Genomic DNA, 18,088 nt, shown 5'->3' with positions numbered 1-18,088 from the left:
GCCATATCGGGGAGGTAATCTTTTTTATGAAAAATTTATGTCAATAATTTATATTTCTTAAATTATTGACATTCAATAAATTAAAGTCGAATTCGCGTAGCGGGTTCGACTTTTTTTTTATGAAAAAAAACCATTTACCAAGTTTGGCATCAATTTTGTCTTTATACCCATGACAGATGATTTTTGGTTTCTTAGCAACGAATGATCTGTTACTTGTTTTTTCATAATAATTTTTAAATCGGGATAAACTGCCGGTAAACCTGCACGGGAATACCCTGGTAGATTTTTGTCCCATGCAAACAGGATTGGAAGGTCAGTTTAGAGAGGAGGAAAGCCGTAATCTTGAAGTTGACCCCAAATTAGAAACACTAAATATTTTACCGCCAGCATTTTTTGCTGCCCAAAAATTATCGCACTATGAGATCTTTAAGAAGCAGACTCAATCAAAAAAGTGTAGTAAACGCTGAACTTTACTCCAACACGAAAAAAGTTATCCTCTACATGCGGGGGCTTTTCGCCATTATGGTGTTCGGGCTCACCGCTGTATTTTTAAATGAAGTAAATGCGCAAAGCATTTATTTCGGAAATGATCCGCTCAATCAGGTTAGTTGCTCTTGTATGGACAATGCCACTTCCCTCACGAACGGTCAGTTCAGCGAATTGATCACTATTGCCAGTGGCACGGGGGAAACCTGGACCGTTACGGCTGTTACAGGGCTTTACAATAATAACAGTCCTGCTCCTCCGGTAGCTCCTGTTCCCCTTTCAGTGGGTCTTGTCATTCCTGAAACATCCCCCGGATCGGGTATTTACCAGTTATCGGCCAGGCATATTGATGCCCTTGGATTTTCTCTGACGGTATCCAATGGAGCGAATCCTCTAACCATTGGCAATACCTGTTATTACCCCAATCCGACGATCATCAATTTCCCTGATGAAATATGCCTTAGCAGTGTTGCGGTATCCCTGCTGGCAAGTGTAGAAGGAGTAGCAGGAACGGGATTTTTTAAAGTCGACAATGTGGTCGCAACCCAATTTGATCCATTCCTTTTAGGCGTAGGCCCTCATGTGATAGAATATATTTTTGATGCCGGCGCAGCAAGTCCTAACGATCCTTCAGATCCCGGTTGTACTTCCAGGGTAACAAGAACCGTGAATGTACTGGATGTGCCTAATACGGCGGTTATCGGCCAGGTCAATGTTTCGTTGGGGCACGATTGTGAAGTAACGGTTACTCCTGAAATGGTTTTGGCAGGGCCTTACCCTTGTATCGATGATTATTATATTGTTATTTATAATCTTCAGGGGCAGCCCATTGGCAATGTATTGACAGGAGAATATCTGGGGCAATTGTTGCCGGTAGAGGTATTCACTTATTCCAACCATTATACCGGTAACGGGCAGATCCACCTTATCCTGGGATTCGAACCAGATCTGGTATGTCCCGATGATGTTCATACTGCTGCGGTGTCAGAAGAGGTTTATCTCATTGAAGATGTGATCAAACCCTCGGATCCAACCATTGTTGCGGTCAATTACGCATGTTATGCGCCACTGGTAGCTTCGCCTCCGGGAATCCACAAATTTCATCTCGATACTTTTACGGTAAGCCAGGACGGAATTTATGTATTTGAAGGAATCGGTGCTTTCGGAAAACTGGCGGGAACCATTTATGAAATGGAATTTAACCCGGCCAATGGACCTTGTAATAATATCATGGCTTCTTCTCAGGATATTCCGACCGGAGAAGGCTATTATACCAACGAACCCAATGCGGTACGCATAAACGTGCAGTTGCACGCCGGTACGCAGTATATTTTATTTACCCTGCCGCATGTGCCGGGACAGACCGGAGCTTATGAATGGGCGGTATGGAACCTGGGCGGTAACGGTTCTGTCGTTGGCCTCACTCCTGAAGAAGAGGTGCTGCAATTGCCTTTGTTTTGCCAAAATTACCAGGAAGTTTTGAATGACCCCTCCAGTCTTGAGTATTTCGGTTATCCCGATGCCGCGGAAAATTGTCAACCTCTACAGATCGGTTTTAATGACGTATTGCAAATGCAGGGCGATTGCCAGGCGGCCACCATCATTAGAACTTTCAGCGGTTCAAACATTTTTGGCAACCAGTTAGAGTGTGTGCAGGAGATCGAATTTGATTTCATAGAATTTGATGACCTCACCATGCCTCCAATGACTTTTACTTTGGGATGTGACGAGACTTTTGCGGTGAATAATAATCAAAATCCCCATCCTTCCGTTACAGGGTACCCATTTGTTATGACTGCCTTTGGGGCTAAGATACTGAATCCTGTTTACTGTAATTTTGCGGCAAGCTACAGCGATCAGCAGCGCATCTATCTGTGTGGAGATAATTACCAGTTTGTGAGAAAGTGGCTGATCATCGATAATTGTGTCAGCCAGGTGTATACCTTTAACCAGGTGATCAGAGTTGGTGATTTCACTGCTCCTGTGGTGAACTGTACTGCTCCGGATAATGATCAGAATGGATTGCCCGATACCCTGCACTATTCCTCAAGCCCACTGGACTGCACGGCTTTTATCAATGTGCCTTACCCACAAGTGTCCGATAATTGCTCGGATACATGGACCGTGTTTACCGAAGTGCTTGTAGAGCAGAAAGTGCCCATTTACAACAATGTCGGGTTTATAATCGGATTTGATACGGTTACTGTGGTATTGGCAACCATCGCAGATAATGCCCCAAACCGCATTGTTTCAGGTATCCCTCAGGGATGCCACCGCTTCAGGTATACCGCGACAGATAATTGCGGGAATCAAAGCGTGGTGGAATGTCCTTTCTGTGTAACGGATGAAATTCAGCCGGTAGCCGTATGTGACGACGATCTGAACCTGTCCATTGGTGGAGACGGTTACGGACGATTGTATTCAGCCGATGTGGATGAAGGAAGCAATGATAATTGCGGCGTGCTTTCCCTTGAGGTTCGCCGGCTCATGGTGATGGAAGATGATTGCGAATTGATTGCTGAACCTTACTACACCTCATGGGGTCCCTTCGTAGAATTCTCATGCTGTGATGTGGGGTCCACGGTTCAGGTGGAACTCAGAGTTACTGACCTTTCAGGAAATGTGAACGTATGTTCCACCGGAGTATTGGTCAAAGACGAATCCCACCCATACTGCGTGGCTCCGGACCCGGTAACGACAACTTGCGCGGTGATTCCTTCTACCTATGACGGCAGCGATGTGACCATTCTGCAACAGCATTTTGGTATGCCAATAGGAATTGATAACTGTAGTATCGCTCAAATACTGGAACTGGCTCCTATTGTTGACCTTGATGATTGTGGTTATGGTACCATTACCCGTCGTTTCCAGGTAATCGATCAGTTTGGGAATGTGTCCCCGAATATATGCGAACAGGAGATTACTGTAACGATTACAAGAGACTACCGTGTTAAGTTTCCCAAAGATTATCTTACCACTTGCTCGACTCCTATTCCTGATACCATGCAGCTTTTTTCCTATGGATGTGAAGCATTGACGGCACAAGTTAACGATGTAAAATACAGTGTGCCTAGCGGTGCATGTTATAAAATACTGAGAACTTACGATATTATCGACTGGTGCGAATACGACGGGTCTTCCGATCCGGTTATCCTTCGCCGTGATGAGGATTGTGATGGGGTGCTTGGAGATGAGAACCTCTGGTTGATAAGGAAAAACGGACAGATCTACCTGGACAGAACGAATAATGAAAATGACGGACTCCCGGTTGCGGGCACTAAAGGGGTAGCCTGCGACGGCTCCACAAATCCTAGTGGTTACTGGAGAACGACCCCTTCAAACGGTCGCTGGCAATATACGCAGGTGATCATGGTAAATGATATAACCGCACCACAGGTAACTTTCGCTTCCCCTCAGGCTTATTGCAGTAATTCAAATGATTGTACGGGCAGTGTTTCGCAAAATTTCGTGGTGAGTGAAATTTGTTCTTCCGTTGATATGTCGGTGGAGGTTTACTTCGATCTTAATGATGACGGCCCGCTGGATGATGTTGATATTACTGACACAGCGCTTTCTGGAAGCTACCCAAATTATATGATCAACGGAGTTTTTCCAATCGGTAATCACTCCTTTGATGTGCATGTTGAGGATGGATGCGGAAACCTGAATATCGTGAGCATTCCTTTCAGTGTGGTGGATTGCTTTGCCCCGACCCCCATTTGTATTAATGGGTTGTCCACAAGCCTCGAAGCACTTCCAGGAGGGATTGATGCAGACGGTGACGGTGATGTGGATGCGGCAGCCAAGGTGATTTTTGCAGAGGATTATGTGGTCGGTGCCGGTTTGGTGGATTGTTCAGGAACAACGACTTTCTCCATACATCTTGTAGAAAATATTCTGAATGGGACCGATATCCCAGATCCGGGGCATCAAAGCCTTGTAGTGACCTGTGACGAAATAGGGTTACAGCTTGTCAGGATTTACTCATGGGATCAGGCGTTCAACCCTTACGCCTTACAACCTGATGGTACCGTTGGGGGCCCCAACTATGATTATTGTGAAACTTTTATAGATGTGCAGGATAATCAAAATCACTGTACCTTGATTACCATAGAAATGGGAGCTATTTCCGGACAGATTATTACCGAAGATAACGAACCGGTGGAAGGAGTCCACCTGGGATTCAATATCTCAATGCCCGGCGAAATGATGACCGACCAGTCAGGAAGTTATATGATCGACAACCTTGAGTTGGGGCAGCAGTACACAGTGGTACCGGAAATGGATCAGGATTATTCAAACGGTGTTTCCACCCTGGATGTGATCCTGATTGCCAAGCATATTCTCGGAACGTCTTTTTTGAATTCGCCTTATAAGATCATTGCTGCGGATATCAATAAGTCAGGGACTGTTTCTACCATTGATATGATCCAGTTGAGAAAACTCATCCTGGGCGTGATTGATGAATTCCCGGATAATACCAGTTGGAGGTTTATCAAAGCTGCCCATGTATTTCCAAATCCGGCTGATCCGTGGCAGACATTGTTCCCTGAAGCCGTGAGCATAAGCCAGTTGAATGGCAATGCCACCGATATGGACTTTATCGCGGTAAAAATAGGGGATGTAAATAACAGTGCAACGACCAACTTCCAGGGCGGCGTTGAGGAAAGAAGTGTGGCGGGAATTTTCAATGTGGAAGTCGCCAATGACGAATTGAGACCCGGACAGGAATATCGCATTGATTTCAACGTCGGAGCCGATGAAGAGGTGCAGGGCATGCAGTTTACGCTGAATTTTGATCGCGAAGCCCTGGAGTTACTCTATGTAGAAAACGGTGTGGCCGATGACAATAACTTCGGGTTTCAGCTGGCAGAAAGAGGAGTCATCACCTTTAGCTGGGAACATCCGGCCGGAGATATGATAGAACCGGGAACAAAACTGTTCAGCCTGGTATTTTTCGCAGGCACTTCGGCCAGGATAAGTGACCTCCTGAGCATCAACTCGGAAGTGACACAGGCAGAAGCTTATGGGGTGGACTATGAAGTTTATGATGTAAATCTGCTCTTCAAGGACAGGGACGCCGAAGGTTCAGGTTTCGAATTATATCAGAATATCCCGAACCCGTTCCGTAACAGAACCACTATTCCATTCAATCTGCCGGAACCTTCCATGGCTGTTCTGACGATCTACGATGTGAGTGGAAGAGTGTGGAAACGCATTGACGGTTATTATGAAGAAGGATACAACCAAATCCACATCGACCTCAGTGGTCTGCCGATAAAAGGTGTATTGTACTACAAACTCGAAACGTCGCAATTTACTGCGACACGTAAAATGATTTTAATCGATTAGTGTTATATATAGTGTTTCATTTGCGGGGTCGTACCTGAGGTACGGCCCCTTTTTTTATATTCTTTTTACATAGTACTACGGTCTGCCAACTAAAGATCATTCAGCTTTTTCCTGATGTCTTCAATAAGTTTTTGCTGATCCTTGATTTTATCTGCGGCATCTTCCTGATCTTTTTTGTTGGCTACAATATTCTCTTGAGCCTTTTTAATGGCTTCCTGTGCTTTTTCGATATCACGTTCATACCGTTCCTGATCACTTACCAGCTTTTTGAGGTCGCTTTCCATCTTTTCAAGATTTTTTTCTTCCTCTCTGATCTCTATTTTTACTTTTTCCTGTGCCAGTTCAAGTCCGTAACGCATAACGAGTTTCTCTGCTTCCCTGTACCTTTCGGGCATTTCTTCTTTGGTCACAAAACTATTCCCCAAATCGATCCATAAAGAAAAAATAACATCATCTTTTTTACTGTCAATGGTGGCGAATAAGGTTACCTTGTTGCCCATTCCAATAGCTACGATATCTGCATCGGCAGTCACCCATTCGTTATTTTTTCGGTCCCACTTTGTTTTGGAGTTGTAAAAATTTTTGGTGTAATCCTTCCAAACGGTTTCGGCCAGCTTTTCGTCAACGCTAGGGATTTCCAAGACCAGCGCATTGCGTGTTCCCATGCTCATGGTTTTGGACTCTTCTCTTACCTGGGCACTTGTGTTGGAAAAGGAACCCATCAACAAAAATACCACAGCAGTAAATAATAACTTTTTCATCTTCTTTATTTTTAATGATTAGAAAGTGCTAAGAAAGTAATATCCTGTTTCCAGGCAATACTCTTTATTTAGACGGATTTATTTAATAGGGTAACAATTTAATGAAACTTTGAATTAAAAAAAATTAAAAAGATGTAATTATTTGACAATCAGTTTATTAATAAAAATCCCGAACCTTGCCAATAGGCAAAATTCGGGATGACTCATGTTTTCCAATTTATTAAACTAAATATTACAATTCAAATCTGACCACGACACCTCCCGAGGAATCGATCCGCTTATAACCTGCCGATGTCTTGGGTATATTCTTACGGTAATCGAAGAATAAGCGTAACGACAAACGCTTGTTCAGCTTGTATTCAACTGATGGGGAGAAAGACAAAGCATAACTACCTCTCGTCGGGTCTGACGTACTCAGGTCCAGCTTACGGGCATAGGTTACGTCATCGCGAAGGGAGAAGTCGAACTGAAAATCGAGATCTCTCACATCAAGGGAGCTGCTTCCGCCACCGCGTTTTCCGCCACGTCCGCCAGCGGCTCCTTTTGCATCTTCTTCTTTTGGATCATCCTTTGAAGACTTCCCTTTTTTCTTTTTGTTGCTTCCCGTCAGGAACGGAATATCCACATCCCTTATCCGGTAACCTGAAGCGATGGAAATTTCCTTGGACTGGCGCTCACTGAGCAGGTTGTTTACTGCACTCAGCGATAATGACCTCATCTTATTATAATCCAGTTTAAACGTCAATCCGTTTTGCAACGTCATATCAATTCCGATCAACGGAGAGAAAGCTTCCTGGATTTCTATCTGAGGAATCTCCAGGCGGGAATAGAAGTTTCCTGTTCCGCCTTCAGAGAAAGCATCTCTCGACTGTCCCGTTCCTGCATCATAATAACGATCATAAAGGTCGTTGGTCACATACCTGTTAATGGTCAGGGTGGACTTATATCCGTGAGAGAAGCTGAATTTGCTGAAAATATCTTTGAGTGCCGGAATTTTGGACAACCCGTTGTAGTCGATCTTCCAGTTAACCTTCGGAAGAATATTGAAAATATTGAGATCCATAGTCAGCGGATCCTGTTGTGTATAAGCCGCAATGAATGCCGGAATGAGGATGTCCTGCTGGTTCTGCCCGTACCCGTCTGCATAACCGCTTTCTGCAAGACTCGGATCCTCATGGACTCCTGTGCCCAATCGTTGCGATAACGCGACCTGGTTCCTTTTAAAAGTCCGGAACAAGTTCTCCGTTCCCGTACTATCCGTAAACAACGTCTGAAGTGCTGAATAAGAAACCGTCATCGAACCTCCCAGGCTAACCCCGGTGTGGCTTTTATCGGCAGAAGCATAATCTACTCTTTTAAAACGCTCTTCAAAATCCTGTGTATAGGAACGGCTGATATCAATGTCTATTTTAAAATCCGGGAGCGGTTCAAGGCTCAAACGCCCGTCGTAACCCTGAGTGTATCGCTGAATAACTTTTTGATTCAGGCGAACGCTGTCTGTGACAAATCCACGATTGTTGAACAACCAGTCCTGACTGCCATAGCGGTCTGCTTCATTCAGCGTCCTGATCTTCGGTTGCGCCCCGGCAACAAAAGCAAGACCCGGATCGCCAAACCCGGAAGACATTCCGAGGATACCTGAAATAGGGATAAACCCTGGAATAACCGTCTGGAAGCGTTCGGAATAATCAAATTTTGCTCTACGAACCAACAGCAATGGCCTGATCAACACCCTCTCGATCTGGGAAGGTCCTGCACTCTTTTTCTTCTTATTCTTTTCATCTTTGGAGGGCGTTTCTTTATCTTTTTTATCGTCATCCCTCGACTTTGATGTTTTGGAAGTACTTCTTGCCGGTCGATTGATGCCCTTGAGATAATCAAAACTATCGTAGAGCTTGACAAAATTAAGATCTGCATTGATCTGTCTATCCTGGCTGTTCTGAATGATATTTCCCAATCCGAGGTAATTCTCCACGACAGAACCTGCCGTCCAGGTATAACTGGATTTATACTGCGCCCTGACCGTCGTCCAGTCCATAAAGGGAAGATAACGAATAGGCAGCGTATAATTCAGGCTGATATTATGGGTGTAATTCTTGGGGCGTCCCAAATCCTTAATATTGGTAACGATACTGTCCCGGCGATAGCGGTTCACATTTTCGATCCCGGGATTGAGCAACATCTGCCGTTCATCCGGTTCGTCAATGGTGGCCGAAGCCAGTGCATCAAAATTGAATTTTAGTGCTTTGGTAAAGTTCCAGTTTAGGGCGTAATCCCTCTCCCACTTAAAATATTTGGCGTAATAGGTATTGTAAACATCATCCAGCCCTGTAAAACGATAACGTATCGTATTAAATTTCCGATCGAAATAATTACTGAACGTAAAACTGTTGGGAATAGGGTTGAGGTTGATCTCCGAGATCAGCTTTAGATTTTTATTCTTTATGCCTTTGAAAGGTTCGATGTATTTCGGACTGTGGCTATAGCCATAATCCAACGAAGCCTTGTAGAGTTTTTCATGTTCGAATTCTACCAGCGGATCCCGCTTTTTGGTATCCGTATAGGCATAACTGGCGCTGAAATTTTCCACATCCCAGGGTTTGGGTTTGCTATCTCCCCCGCCGGTTCGTTCCTTGCGGACATTGGTAAAGTTAAAGGCCTTGATGCTCGTCACATCCTGGGCCAAAGCCTTGATGGAATCCTGATTCGAAGTCAGATCCAGGTTTTCCTTCAGCGGAATATCCAAATCATAAGGATCGTATTCCGGCGTTGAGGTCACATTGGAAATTTGCCCGTAGAAAGGCAACCTGATACCCCAATCCTGAGGCAGGAATTTATCCACGTTAAGGTTTACCGACATATCATAACCGGTAATACGTTCGCGGCTACGTTCGGCCACCTGGTCGTCCAGGGCACCAAAACCAACGGAATTGAAATTACCTGCCACACTTAGATTTCCCAGATCCGCCAGCTGTACGTCCATACGTGCCAATCCGGCAAAACCACCCCGCTCATCCAAACCGGTCAGGCGAAGCTCGTTGACCCAAACCTCTGCCGAATAAGGATCTCCCATGCCATCATCATAAGTATTACGAATACCGATCATCGCCATTTTAACGCGGCCCAGATTGGGATTTCCCTTTACTGCATAATAATGATTATTGGTACCGGGTACCTTGAGCCGGTATTCATTCGTCAGGCTGATCTGGTTGGCATTACGATCCTTTTTAAGATCCTTGAGTAATTTTAGTGCAAAATCGAACTCGTTCTCACTCCTCCAGACTTCCGCTTTGTAGGGGCTCGAAGTCGGAATTCCTCCCGTTATAGCGCCGGCAGTGGGATCTGACATGACTAACGGAATTTCATACTCGTAGTAGTTATTCTGAATGTCACTTCCCATTCGAATGAAAATAGAAAGGGCTTCATTCGGAACCTCTGGCATTTCCTCAAGTTCCTCCGCGTGGACGAACATTTTTAATTTTTCATATACCCGCAAATCCTGTTCTATCACCTTAAATACACCCTGGGCGGCGCCATCACAAAGGTTTTCCACATGTAATACGAGCGATTGCTCATTTTGGAGGGTGCTAAAAACACCAACCGACTGTTCCCGCTGAATCCCCAAAGGCAGGGTATAGGCAAAGGGGGTCCGGCTGCTGTTTTCTTCGATGTTTACCGCATCGACATCCAATACTATCGGCCCACAGTCAGGGGTTCCGATGTGACTGAGGCTGTCGGTTTTAGTATATCTCCTCCACTGGTTACGCACCAGGTCGAGTGAGGCAAAACGGAGTACTACAGGATCGTTGAAACCGTGCATGTACATACGCATGAAGCGAATGCTCCGGAAACCGGTAATCCCTCCGATAGCTTTCTTTTGTTCGGTACGCAACGGAATACGGAAGCGGTACCAAATCCTACCGTTCGGAGCTTCCAGACGATCCGTGACAAAAGACGTATCGGAAATTTCTATTTCACGAGGGTTGGTGGCATCAAAACGAATAGGAATTTCGTACTGGTAGTAACTTTCCGATTCGTTCAGCGAGTTGTCGCCGTTAATATCTTCTGCATCCGGGCTGTTGGTGGAAGACTGGCGCGTCGCATTATCCCTGTTGGCTTTTGAGTTGCCCTCAGGGTTATTGAAAAATTTATACCGATCAGTCACTGATACATTGTCCCCAAACGAAGGGTCCGTATAGTATTTAAAGTCATCGTTGGATGGATCCATTTCAATGGCATCTGCCACATTGGAATTAACCGCCCTAATACCATCCAGGTAGCCACTGAATTTTGCCACCTCCCCGGCACGATCAAGTCCGTCCAGCCCCACATCCTGGTTGGTGCGCGCCTCCTCTGAAGTATTGTCAAAAGCCGGGGCTACCGGGTTGTTCACCGGCACCACGCCCCATGGAGTATCATCGATCCTGCGGTTCAAATCATTGGCATCACGCGGCAACCCGTTTTCAAAGAACTTACGGGAATCCTGTAAAACGTCCTCGGAAATATTTCCGAGGTTGATGTACAGGGTACCCTGACGATTGTTGGCATTGGATGCGGGTTCCCGGGCATCGTTGTCGTCCAAAAACGGGCTTAGCATCCAGAATTCCAGGAATTCGATATTGGCCGTCTGAAAATCACTGGTCTGCAATTCGCGCATCATCCCCCCCCATCTTGTTTCGGGGTCAAGCAGGCGGATGGTATCTCCTTCGGGCACCATTCCTGCTGACCAGGGGGTTCCTGACGGAGGATCGAAATTATAAGGTCCGCGGGCACGAGGGTTGAAAGCCAGGTTTAATGTTCTTACCGTATTAAGCTGGTTAGGGGTAATCTGTTTATTGGGGAACACCTCATCCTGTGGAACGATGCTCGTATAAGGAGCCGTTTCTCCCTGTTGTCCACCTCCTGAATCGGTAAACAGACGGTACCAGTTCAGCCGCGCACGGTTGACGCCGGAGAAAATACTGTCCGCCTGAGATTCAGGGAACAGTGGGTTGTTATTTGCGTTATCATTGTGCGGCACACTCGACAAGAACCACTTATTGGCCGGGGTACGCATGTCCAGGCTGCTGGCACTGCCCTCGAAATCATCGAGATAAACGACACCGCTCTTATCTTCCTTGGATTGGTTGATGGCACGGGCGTGGCCGGGTTTTAAATAGGCTGCCTCTGCTGAAACATTGATACTTGAAGGCGCTTTAGTGGAAATCAGTGGAATACCGTTGACCATCTTGGTGATCCAGGGAACCTCCTTGCTAAAATTCACATCCAGCCCAAAAATACTGTTGTTGACCGGATCTTCTCCTATATTCACTTTAGGCGTAAACGGTCTTTCAAAAAGTTTAAGGGCTGTTGCCCCGATATTCAGGTTTTTACTTACCTCGTAGTCGGCTCTCAATCCAAGCATCGTCTTTTGCTGGAAACCGAAAAGGGTATTATCTTCGAAGGAGATATTGATTGGGGCTCCGGAAGCCAGGATGGCATCGTTGAGTATCTTCAAACGACCGGTGCTGTAATCTACTTCGTAATCTTTGTATTCGATCAGCTGGGTACCTCCGGCACTCACCCGGACAGATCCTTCCGGAATATTGAAGGCCCCGAGGGAAATTTCAGAAGAGACGCTGGATTTATAGGAACCTTTGATGACAAACCTGTTTTTTTCGGCATTTTCAATGGCCTGAAAAGAGGTTTGGGTATAAAGATCCTGGTAAACGTATTTGTCTATGGCTTCCTGGTCGGTCCCGAACTGTGCTTCCAGCGCATCGCCGAAAGGCTCAAGAACAGGAAAGTAAATTCTACCGTTGGAAGGGTTGATCGTGGTTCCCGGCACAAAGTCAAAACGGCCATCGGGCTGAGGGTCATTTTGGGAATTCAAACGGTCCATGTTGAAGACTTCCAAAAGCGGCTTTCCGGCCAAAGCACTCGTTGGTAAAAATCGCTTCAATCCTTTTCCCGGGTCATCGTAATAAATATCGAGTTTAAAATCTTCGTTCTCTACCTGGTAGGCCCCGATGGAATAAACGTTTTTCATCATCAGATCCCAGGTGGGAATGTCTGTCTGCTGGGTGGTGCTCTTCAGCATTTTCACAAAAAGTACTTCCGGGGTCAGGTCGGTGGTATCGGAGCTTACGTCGGAATTGGAAGTCGACTGTTCCCCCACCGCATAAACCTTACCGTTGTAATCGTAGGTATAGTGCACACCCAGTACCTGGTCAGGCTGTACGTTGATGTTCAGGGAAATAAACCCGAGCAGCGGGTTAAAAGTATATTCCGTAGGGCTCAGCTTACGGGCGCTCACCTTTTCAAAATCACGACCCTGCTCGAGGTTGAACTGGGTAGTCAGGACAGTTACGGTCTTATCGATCTGCTTGATATTGGGCGTTTGCCTCAACTTGCTATACAGGTCGTTGGCCTCATTTTCCGGAAGGGGTTTGCCTTCGATATCCGGGAATCCCGGAAGTATGTTCACAGCACCAGGATTCACCAGGTTGGCGGCTTCTGATTCTCCCAAATCTGCCAAGGCAACGATATCCCGGACATTTTCCACTTCTCGCCGATCATTAGTGATCCATACCTCAAGATTTTTTATCTGCATTAATGAATTGATGTAAGGCATCCGGGCCAGGGCTTCTTCGTAATGATCCCTGCTGTAGTGAGAGAGAAAGAAGTGGCGGTTTTCATCGTACTGATCCACGGGAGCTTCAAATTCCTGCAGCTGGCTTCCACCTTCGAGGCGGATGGTCTCATTTTTTGATTGTTGCTGGGAGGCAATTGCCGTAAGCCGGAGGTGGCCAAACTGCAATTCCGTTTTGATCCCGAAAAGGCTTTGTGCCCCCTGGATCAACGTTCCTCTCAATGGCAAGCCCACGTTACCGGCCTCAATTCTTTTGATAATATCATCTTCCCCGAAAAGGTCGGAGTTGTAGTCGAGTTTGATCTGGTTGTCAAAATTGAAGGTGGCGGCGGAATTATAATTGGTCGTAAGGCTCAATTTTTCCCCGATCTTTCCAGTCACGTTCATTTTGATATCCATATCGAAATCAAAATTGGCATTTTTCGCCTGGCGGTTGGTGAGAATGGGGTTGTCGGTAAACTGGTAGTCGACGCCAAATTTGAGGTCAATACTTCCCTGCGGGCGGATATCAACGGTAGTTCCGCCAAAAAGTTTATCCAGTGGATTGTATTCGATATCCAGTTTTTCAATAGGATCCCGAACACTATCATCACCATCAACACTCACCCCCATGAGTTGTTTGAAATAATTGTCTTCTTCCTTTTTTCGGCGATACTCCATATACTCGTCAAAAGTCATGTAAGTAGGCGGGCGAAAATAATCATTGCCGATGGTTTCGGTAATAATGTAGTTGCCCGTTGCCGGATCATACTCAATTTGTTGCTCAACGGCTGCAGGGTCCTGGAGATCAAATGGATTATTACCTGCTCCATTAATAAAATCTTCATAACGAGGCGCCGGAGGCGGGATAGTATCCTGTGGGGAAGCCTTCACATAATCAACTTCATAAGGATCTTCCATATCTGGTTTGTTCCCGATAGCTGAAATAGCCCCGGCGATAATAACACAAAACAGACTGAACGGTAAAAAAACTCTTCTCATAATCTTGCGTGTAGGGGTTTCGTTTTCAAAACTTTATAATTAGATAGTATATTTTTTCAAAATACAAACGAAGACATCATCTTTGTTTTATCGCACCAAAAAACTTTAACACATGGATTTTCTTCCGGGGGGCAAATATACCCTTAACAAGTTGAATTTCAGATTTTAACAACCAGAAATTCTTTTGCCGGGGCCGCCACATAGGGAATAGGGGCACTTTCTGACAAAAGCCAGCCGGACGGTAAGCGCTACGGAGTTTTGAAAACCACGGAGCACTTACCGTCCGGCTGTCCCTGCAAGAAATGCTTAAGAAGGTATTATGATAGTCTCTTTAGCGCAATTTTAATCAATGATTCTACTGAATCAACATCTGATTGTTCCTTCAATATTTTATTGAGCGCTTTTTGAACATGGATCCTGTTGAATCCCAAAGCCAACATTGCAGATAACGCTTCATCCCTGATTGTATTGTCTTGTGGGGAAAAAGTAATTAGCTCATCACCGCTTTCCTTGAGCAGTTTGTCTTTCAGGTCCAGGATGATCCGTTTTGCTGTTTTGGGACCGACTCCTTTGACCTGCTTGAAGGCCGCCACATTTTCAGATAATATGGCGTTTCTAAGATCCTCAGGGGTCATGGAAGAAAGTGCAAGCCTTGCGGTACTCGGCCCAATGCCTGTTACAGACAATAACAAAGTAAAAAGGCTGCGCTCATTGTGTTCGGCAAACCCATACAGGGTATGGGAATCTTCCTTAATATTCAGGTAAGTAAGGATTTTGACCTGCTCCAGTTTTTCAATTTGGGAATAGGTATGCAAACTAATATTGATATGGTAACCTATACCTCCCGCCTCGACGACGATAAAAGCAGGATTCTTGAATGTAATGGCTCCTTTTATGTAGGTGATCATGCTGGTTGCTCGTTACTGGTTGCTGGTTGCTGGTTGCTGGCAGAAAAAAGTATCCAGAAACGAGCAATGAATAACCGTTTATAAATGTTTTTCTGCGTGGTAGGATGAGCGTACGAGAGGGGAACTTTCCACCACGTCGAATCCTTTAGCCAGACCTACTTCCTTGTATTCGGCAAATTTGTCGGGATGCACAAATGTTACCACATCGAGGTGCATCTTTGTAGGTTGAAGGTATTGGCCAATGGTAAGGACATCACAACCGTGCTCCAGGAGATCATCCATCAGGCGCCATACGTCTTCATCTGTTTCGCCCAGCCCTGCCATAATGCCCGATTTGGTGCGCTTGCCGTATGCTTTTGTACGTTTGATCTGCTCCAGGCTGCGGGCGTATCTAGCCTGAGGCCTCACCTTACGGTAGAGGGATTCCACTGTTTCCATATTATGAGAAACGACCTCCTGTCCGGCACTGATCATACGCTCCAATGCCTCCCAGTCGGCCCGAACATCCGGAATCAATGTTTCTATAGTAATTTCAGGTGAAAATTCTTTGGTGAGTTTAACTGTCTGGTACCAGATCTCCGCTCCTTTATCCTTGAGCTCGTCCCGATTGACAGAAGTCAAAACAGCGTGTTTGACGCGCATCAGTTTTATGGCTTCCGCCACCCGTAAAGGTTCCTCTTCATCGTATTCTGTCGGGCGCCCGGTTTTTACGGCGCAAAAAGAACACGAGCGGGTACATACATTTCCCAAAATCATAAAGGTTGCCGTTCCGGCGCCCCAGCACTCGCCCATATTGGGGCAATTACCGCTCTGGCATATAGTATGCAGTTTGTATTGATCTACGATACTCCTGACATTCCTGTAATCTTCCCCCATGGGCAGTTTAACCCTCAACCAGTCCGGCTTTTTAGGCCTGGGTTCTTTCTGTACAATTGGTAATTCTTGCATGTAATTTTTTATCTATATCCGGAAGCCTTGCAAAATCCTGGCAAGAGCCATCCTTTGGGAAATGTGAAATTTAAAATGATAAATTTAAAAGTATTGATTTTCAGTGATTTACAAGATTAAGAATGTCAATTTGTTTTTTCATCGTTCCTTAGATGGTAGCCAGAATGAAATGAATCAAGGGCCAAAAGGTTAGTAACATCTTTGTTCCTGTTTCGTCCTTATTTCCTTTTCCCAAGCTGCAAATTTATATAAACATTTGCAAAGACAGGCGAATTTTTAACATTCTCCAAATTCGGAGAGTCAACCATAATGGGAACTGTTTTAAAATAAAAATCGACCACAAAACCTACTTCAAGGGCTTTTACGACAGCATCAAAAGCACCCCAGTCGAAATGTAATGCCCCTTTGAGATGCCCGCCAGGTACCACGGAAATCTCAGACAAGCCTTTGGCAAAACCGGCTCCGCCGTAAATACTGGCAATGTCCAGAAAACGACTTTCATTCTCAACAGCATATTTTTCGCTCAATTTTATGATCCTTCCGCTATCGGGTACCCGCACCAAAAATTCCAGGTAATAAGGTTTTAAAATACCCAAAGACGGCCCCGCTTCGTAACTGACCCCCACGGCAAGTCCTTTTCTGCGTGCTTTTTCAGACAAAAGAAGCTTCTCTCCAATGCCTGCACGCAAAACGAAAAATTTATTCTGTTTTCCGAAAATAAAAGGCCGGGATACATCACTAAAAGTGTTTCCCTGGAAATAATCGAAACTTTGACGGTATTCACGGGGGTTTTTAATTTCTCCGAACTCGACATTATAAAACCTGGTCTTATAAAACGTCCTCAGCGTGCCGAAATTCATTCCCAGTGCCCATCCATTGGTCTGGAGTATCTTTAAATCGACACTGATTTCCCTGGAATAAATGATCCCGGTTCCATCCTCATAAAAGTTTTCTCCTACGGGAATCTGGGTCTGTCCAAAAGCAGGAACTATAAAAATGGCCGTCAGAACAAGGAAAAAGAATTTTTTTTTCATGCGTCGATTTTTAAAAATGATTGACAACACCCTATAATTAGACAGCCCCTGAGCCTGATGAGCCATCGAAATTTGTAAAAAGTTCATCTCATTACTAGGATAAACAGTCTCAAAACGCGGTTTGTTTACCAGGTGCATTAGGCAGTCCCAAGGATAAATTTATGGAAATTAAAGGAAAAATGCTTAAAGAAATGGGGCCTATGGTCAAAAAGAAGACTATTCCTCCTCTTCTGCATCCTCATTTCCCTTCCGCTCATAAACCAGGAACGTATAATCGTATTCGTTTTTTTCGTCTGCATGGTGATTCTCAGAAGAAACAAGTTCCCATTCGTCCATATCGAGCTTTGGAAAAAAAACATCACCTTCCACCTCCGCATGAACCCTCGTAAGATAAAGCCGGTCCCAATAAGGCATGCTGAGTTCATAGATCATTGCTCCGCCAATAATAAAAGCATCTTCTTCCCCATTCTCAAAAGCTATTCCCAGCGCCTCTTCCACAGAATGGGCGATCAAGCAGCCATCGACAGCATAAAAAAGATTTCTTGTGATAATGATATTGGTTCGTTGGGGAAGGGGCCTTCCTATGGAAAGAAAATTGTTGCGCCCCATGATAATATGATGATCAAGCGTTGTTCTCTTGAAATACTTCAGATCGTTGGAAAGTCGCCAGGGAATGTCATTGTCTCTGCCGATCACCCCGTTTTCAGCCACGGCTACAATTGCGGATACCATCATGATAAATAAAAAAATTAAAATTGATAAATAAGTCTGGGAGCAACCATGAGTACTCCCTGTTTTTACAAAAAAATTAACCGACTGATTATCAATAATATGAAATAAATATTAATATTTCCTTAAAACACAGGGGTAAATTCAAGTAAATCATTCAACCCACTTCGGGGTTGTAGTCGGTTTATTTTTTCACTGGACTTCATCCAATGTTATTGTCATATAATCCCTTCGGGATATAGCTTCCAATAAAAATAA

7 protein-coding genes are annotated in these 18,088 nt (G+C 45.0%); 1 reads left to right on the top strand and 6 read right to left on the bottom strand.

Features of this window, described 5'->3' with window-relative positions:
• Positions 1 to 417: 417 nt before the first annotated feature.
• A complete protein-coding gene (locus tag H6571_13045; protein MCB9324659.1) occupies positions 418 to 5,838 on the top strand; it encodes a T9SS type A sorting domain-containing protein in 5,421 nt (1,806 codons plus the stop codon).
• 89 nt (positions 5,839 to 5,927) lie between these two features.
• On the opposite strand, the gene H6571_13040 is transcribed toward H6571_13045, so the two are convergent.
• The 6 genes from H6571_13040 to H6571_13015 all read right to left on the bottom strand — a co-directional run bounded on the left by H6571_13040 (position 5,928) and on the right by H6571_13015 (position 17,836).
• Entirely contained in the window at positions 5,928 to 6,599 is a 672-nt protein-coding gene (locus H6571_13040) for a hypothetical protein (GenBank protein ID MCB9324658.1), read from the bottom strand.
• Positions 6,600 to 6,831: 232 nt separating this feature from the next.
• A complete protein-coding gene (sprA, locus tag H6571_13035) occupies positions 6,832 to 14,211 on the bottom strand; it encodes a cell surface protein SprA (GenBank protein ID MCB9324657.1) in 7,380 nt (2,459 codons plus the stop codon).
• A gap of 317 nt (positions 14,212 to 14,528) precedes the next feature.
• Complete coding sequence (gene ruvA, locus H6571_13030) at positions 14,529 to 15,119, bottom strand: Holliday junction branch migration protein RuvA (GenBank protein ID MCB9324656.1); 591 nt, start codon at positions 15,117 to 15,119, stop codon at positions 14,529 to 14,531.
• Between the two features lie 78 nt (positions 15,120 to 15,197).
• Complete coding sequence (lipA, locus tag H6571_13025) at positions 15,198 to 16,067, bottom strand: lipoyl synthase (GenBank protein MCB9324655.1); 870 nt, start codon at positions 16,065 to 16,067, stop codon at positions 15,198 to 15,200.
• A gap of 218 nt (positions 16,068 to 16,285) precedes the next feature.
• Complete coding sequence (locus H6571_13020) at positions 16,286 to 17,101, bottom strand: hypothetical protein (protein MCB9324654.1); 816 nt, start codon at positions 17,099 to 17,101, stop codon at positions 16,286 to 16,288.
• Between the two features lie 216 nt (positions 17,102 to 17,317).
• Positions 17,318 to 17,836, bottom strand: a complete 519-nt coding sequence (locus tag H6571_13015; protein ID MCB9324653.1) for a dihydrofolate reductase — start codon at positions 17,834 to 17,836, stop codon at positions 17,318 to 17,320.
• Positions 17,837 to 18,088 lie beyond the last annotated feature (252 nt).

The organism is Lewinellaceae bacterium (genome assembly GCA_020636105.1).
Classification (GTDB): domain Bacteria; phylum Bacteroidota; class Bacteroidia; order Chitinophagales; family Saprospiraceae; genus BCD1.
The sequence above is the reverse complement of the archived record's forward strand: the minus strand, read 5'-3'. Positions and strand labels throughout refer to the sequence as shown.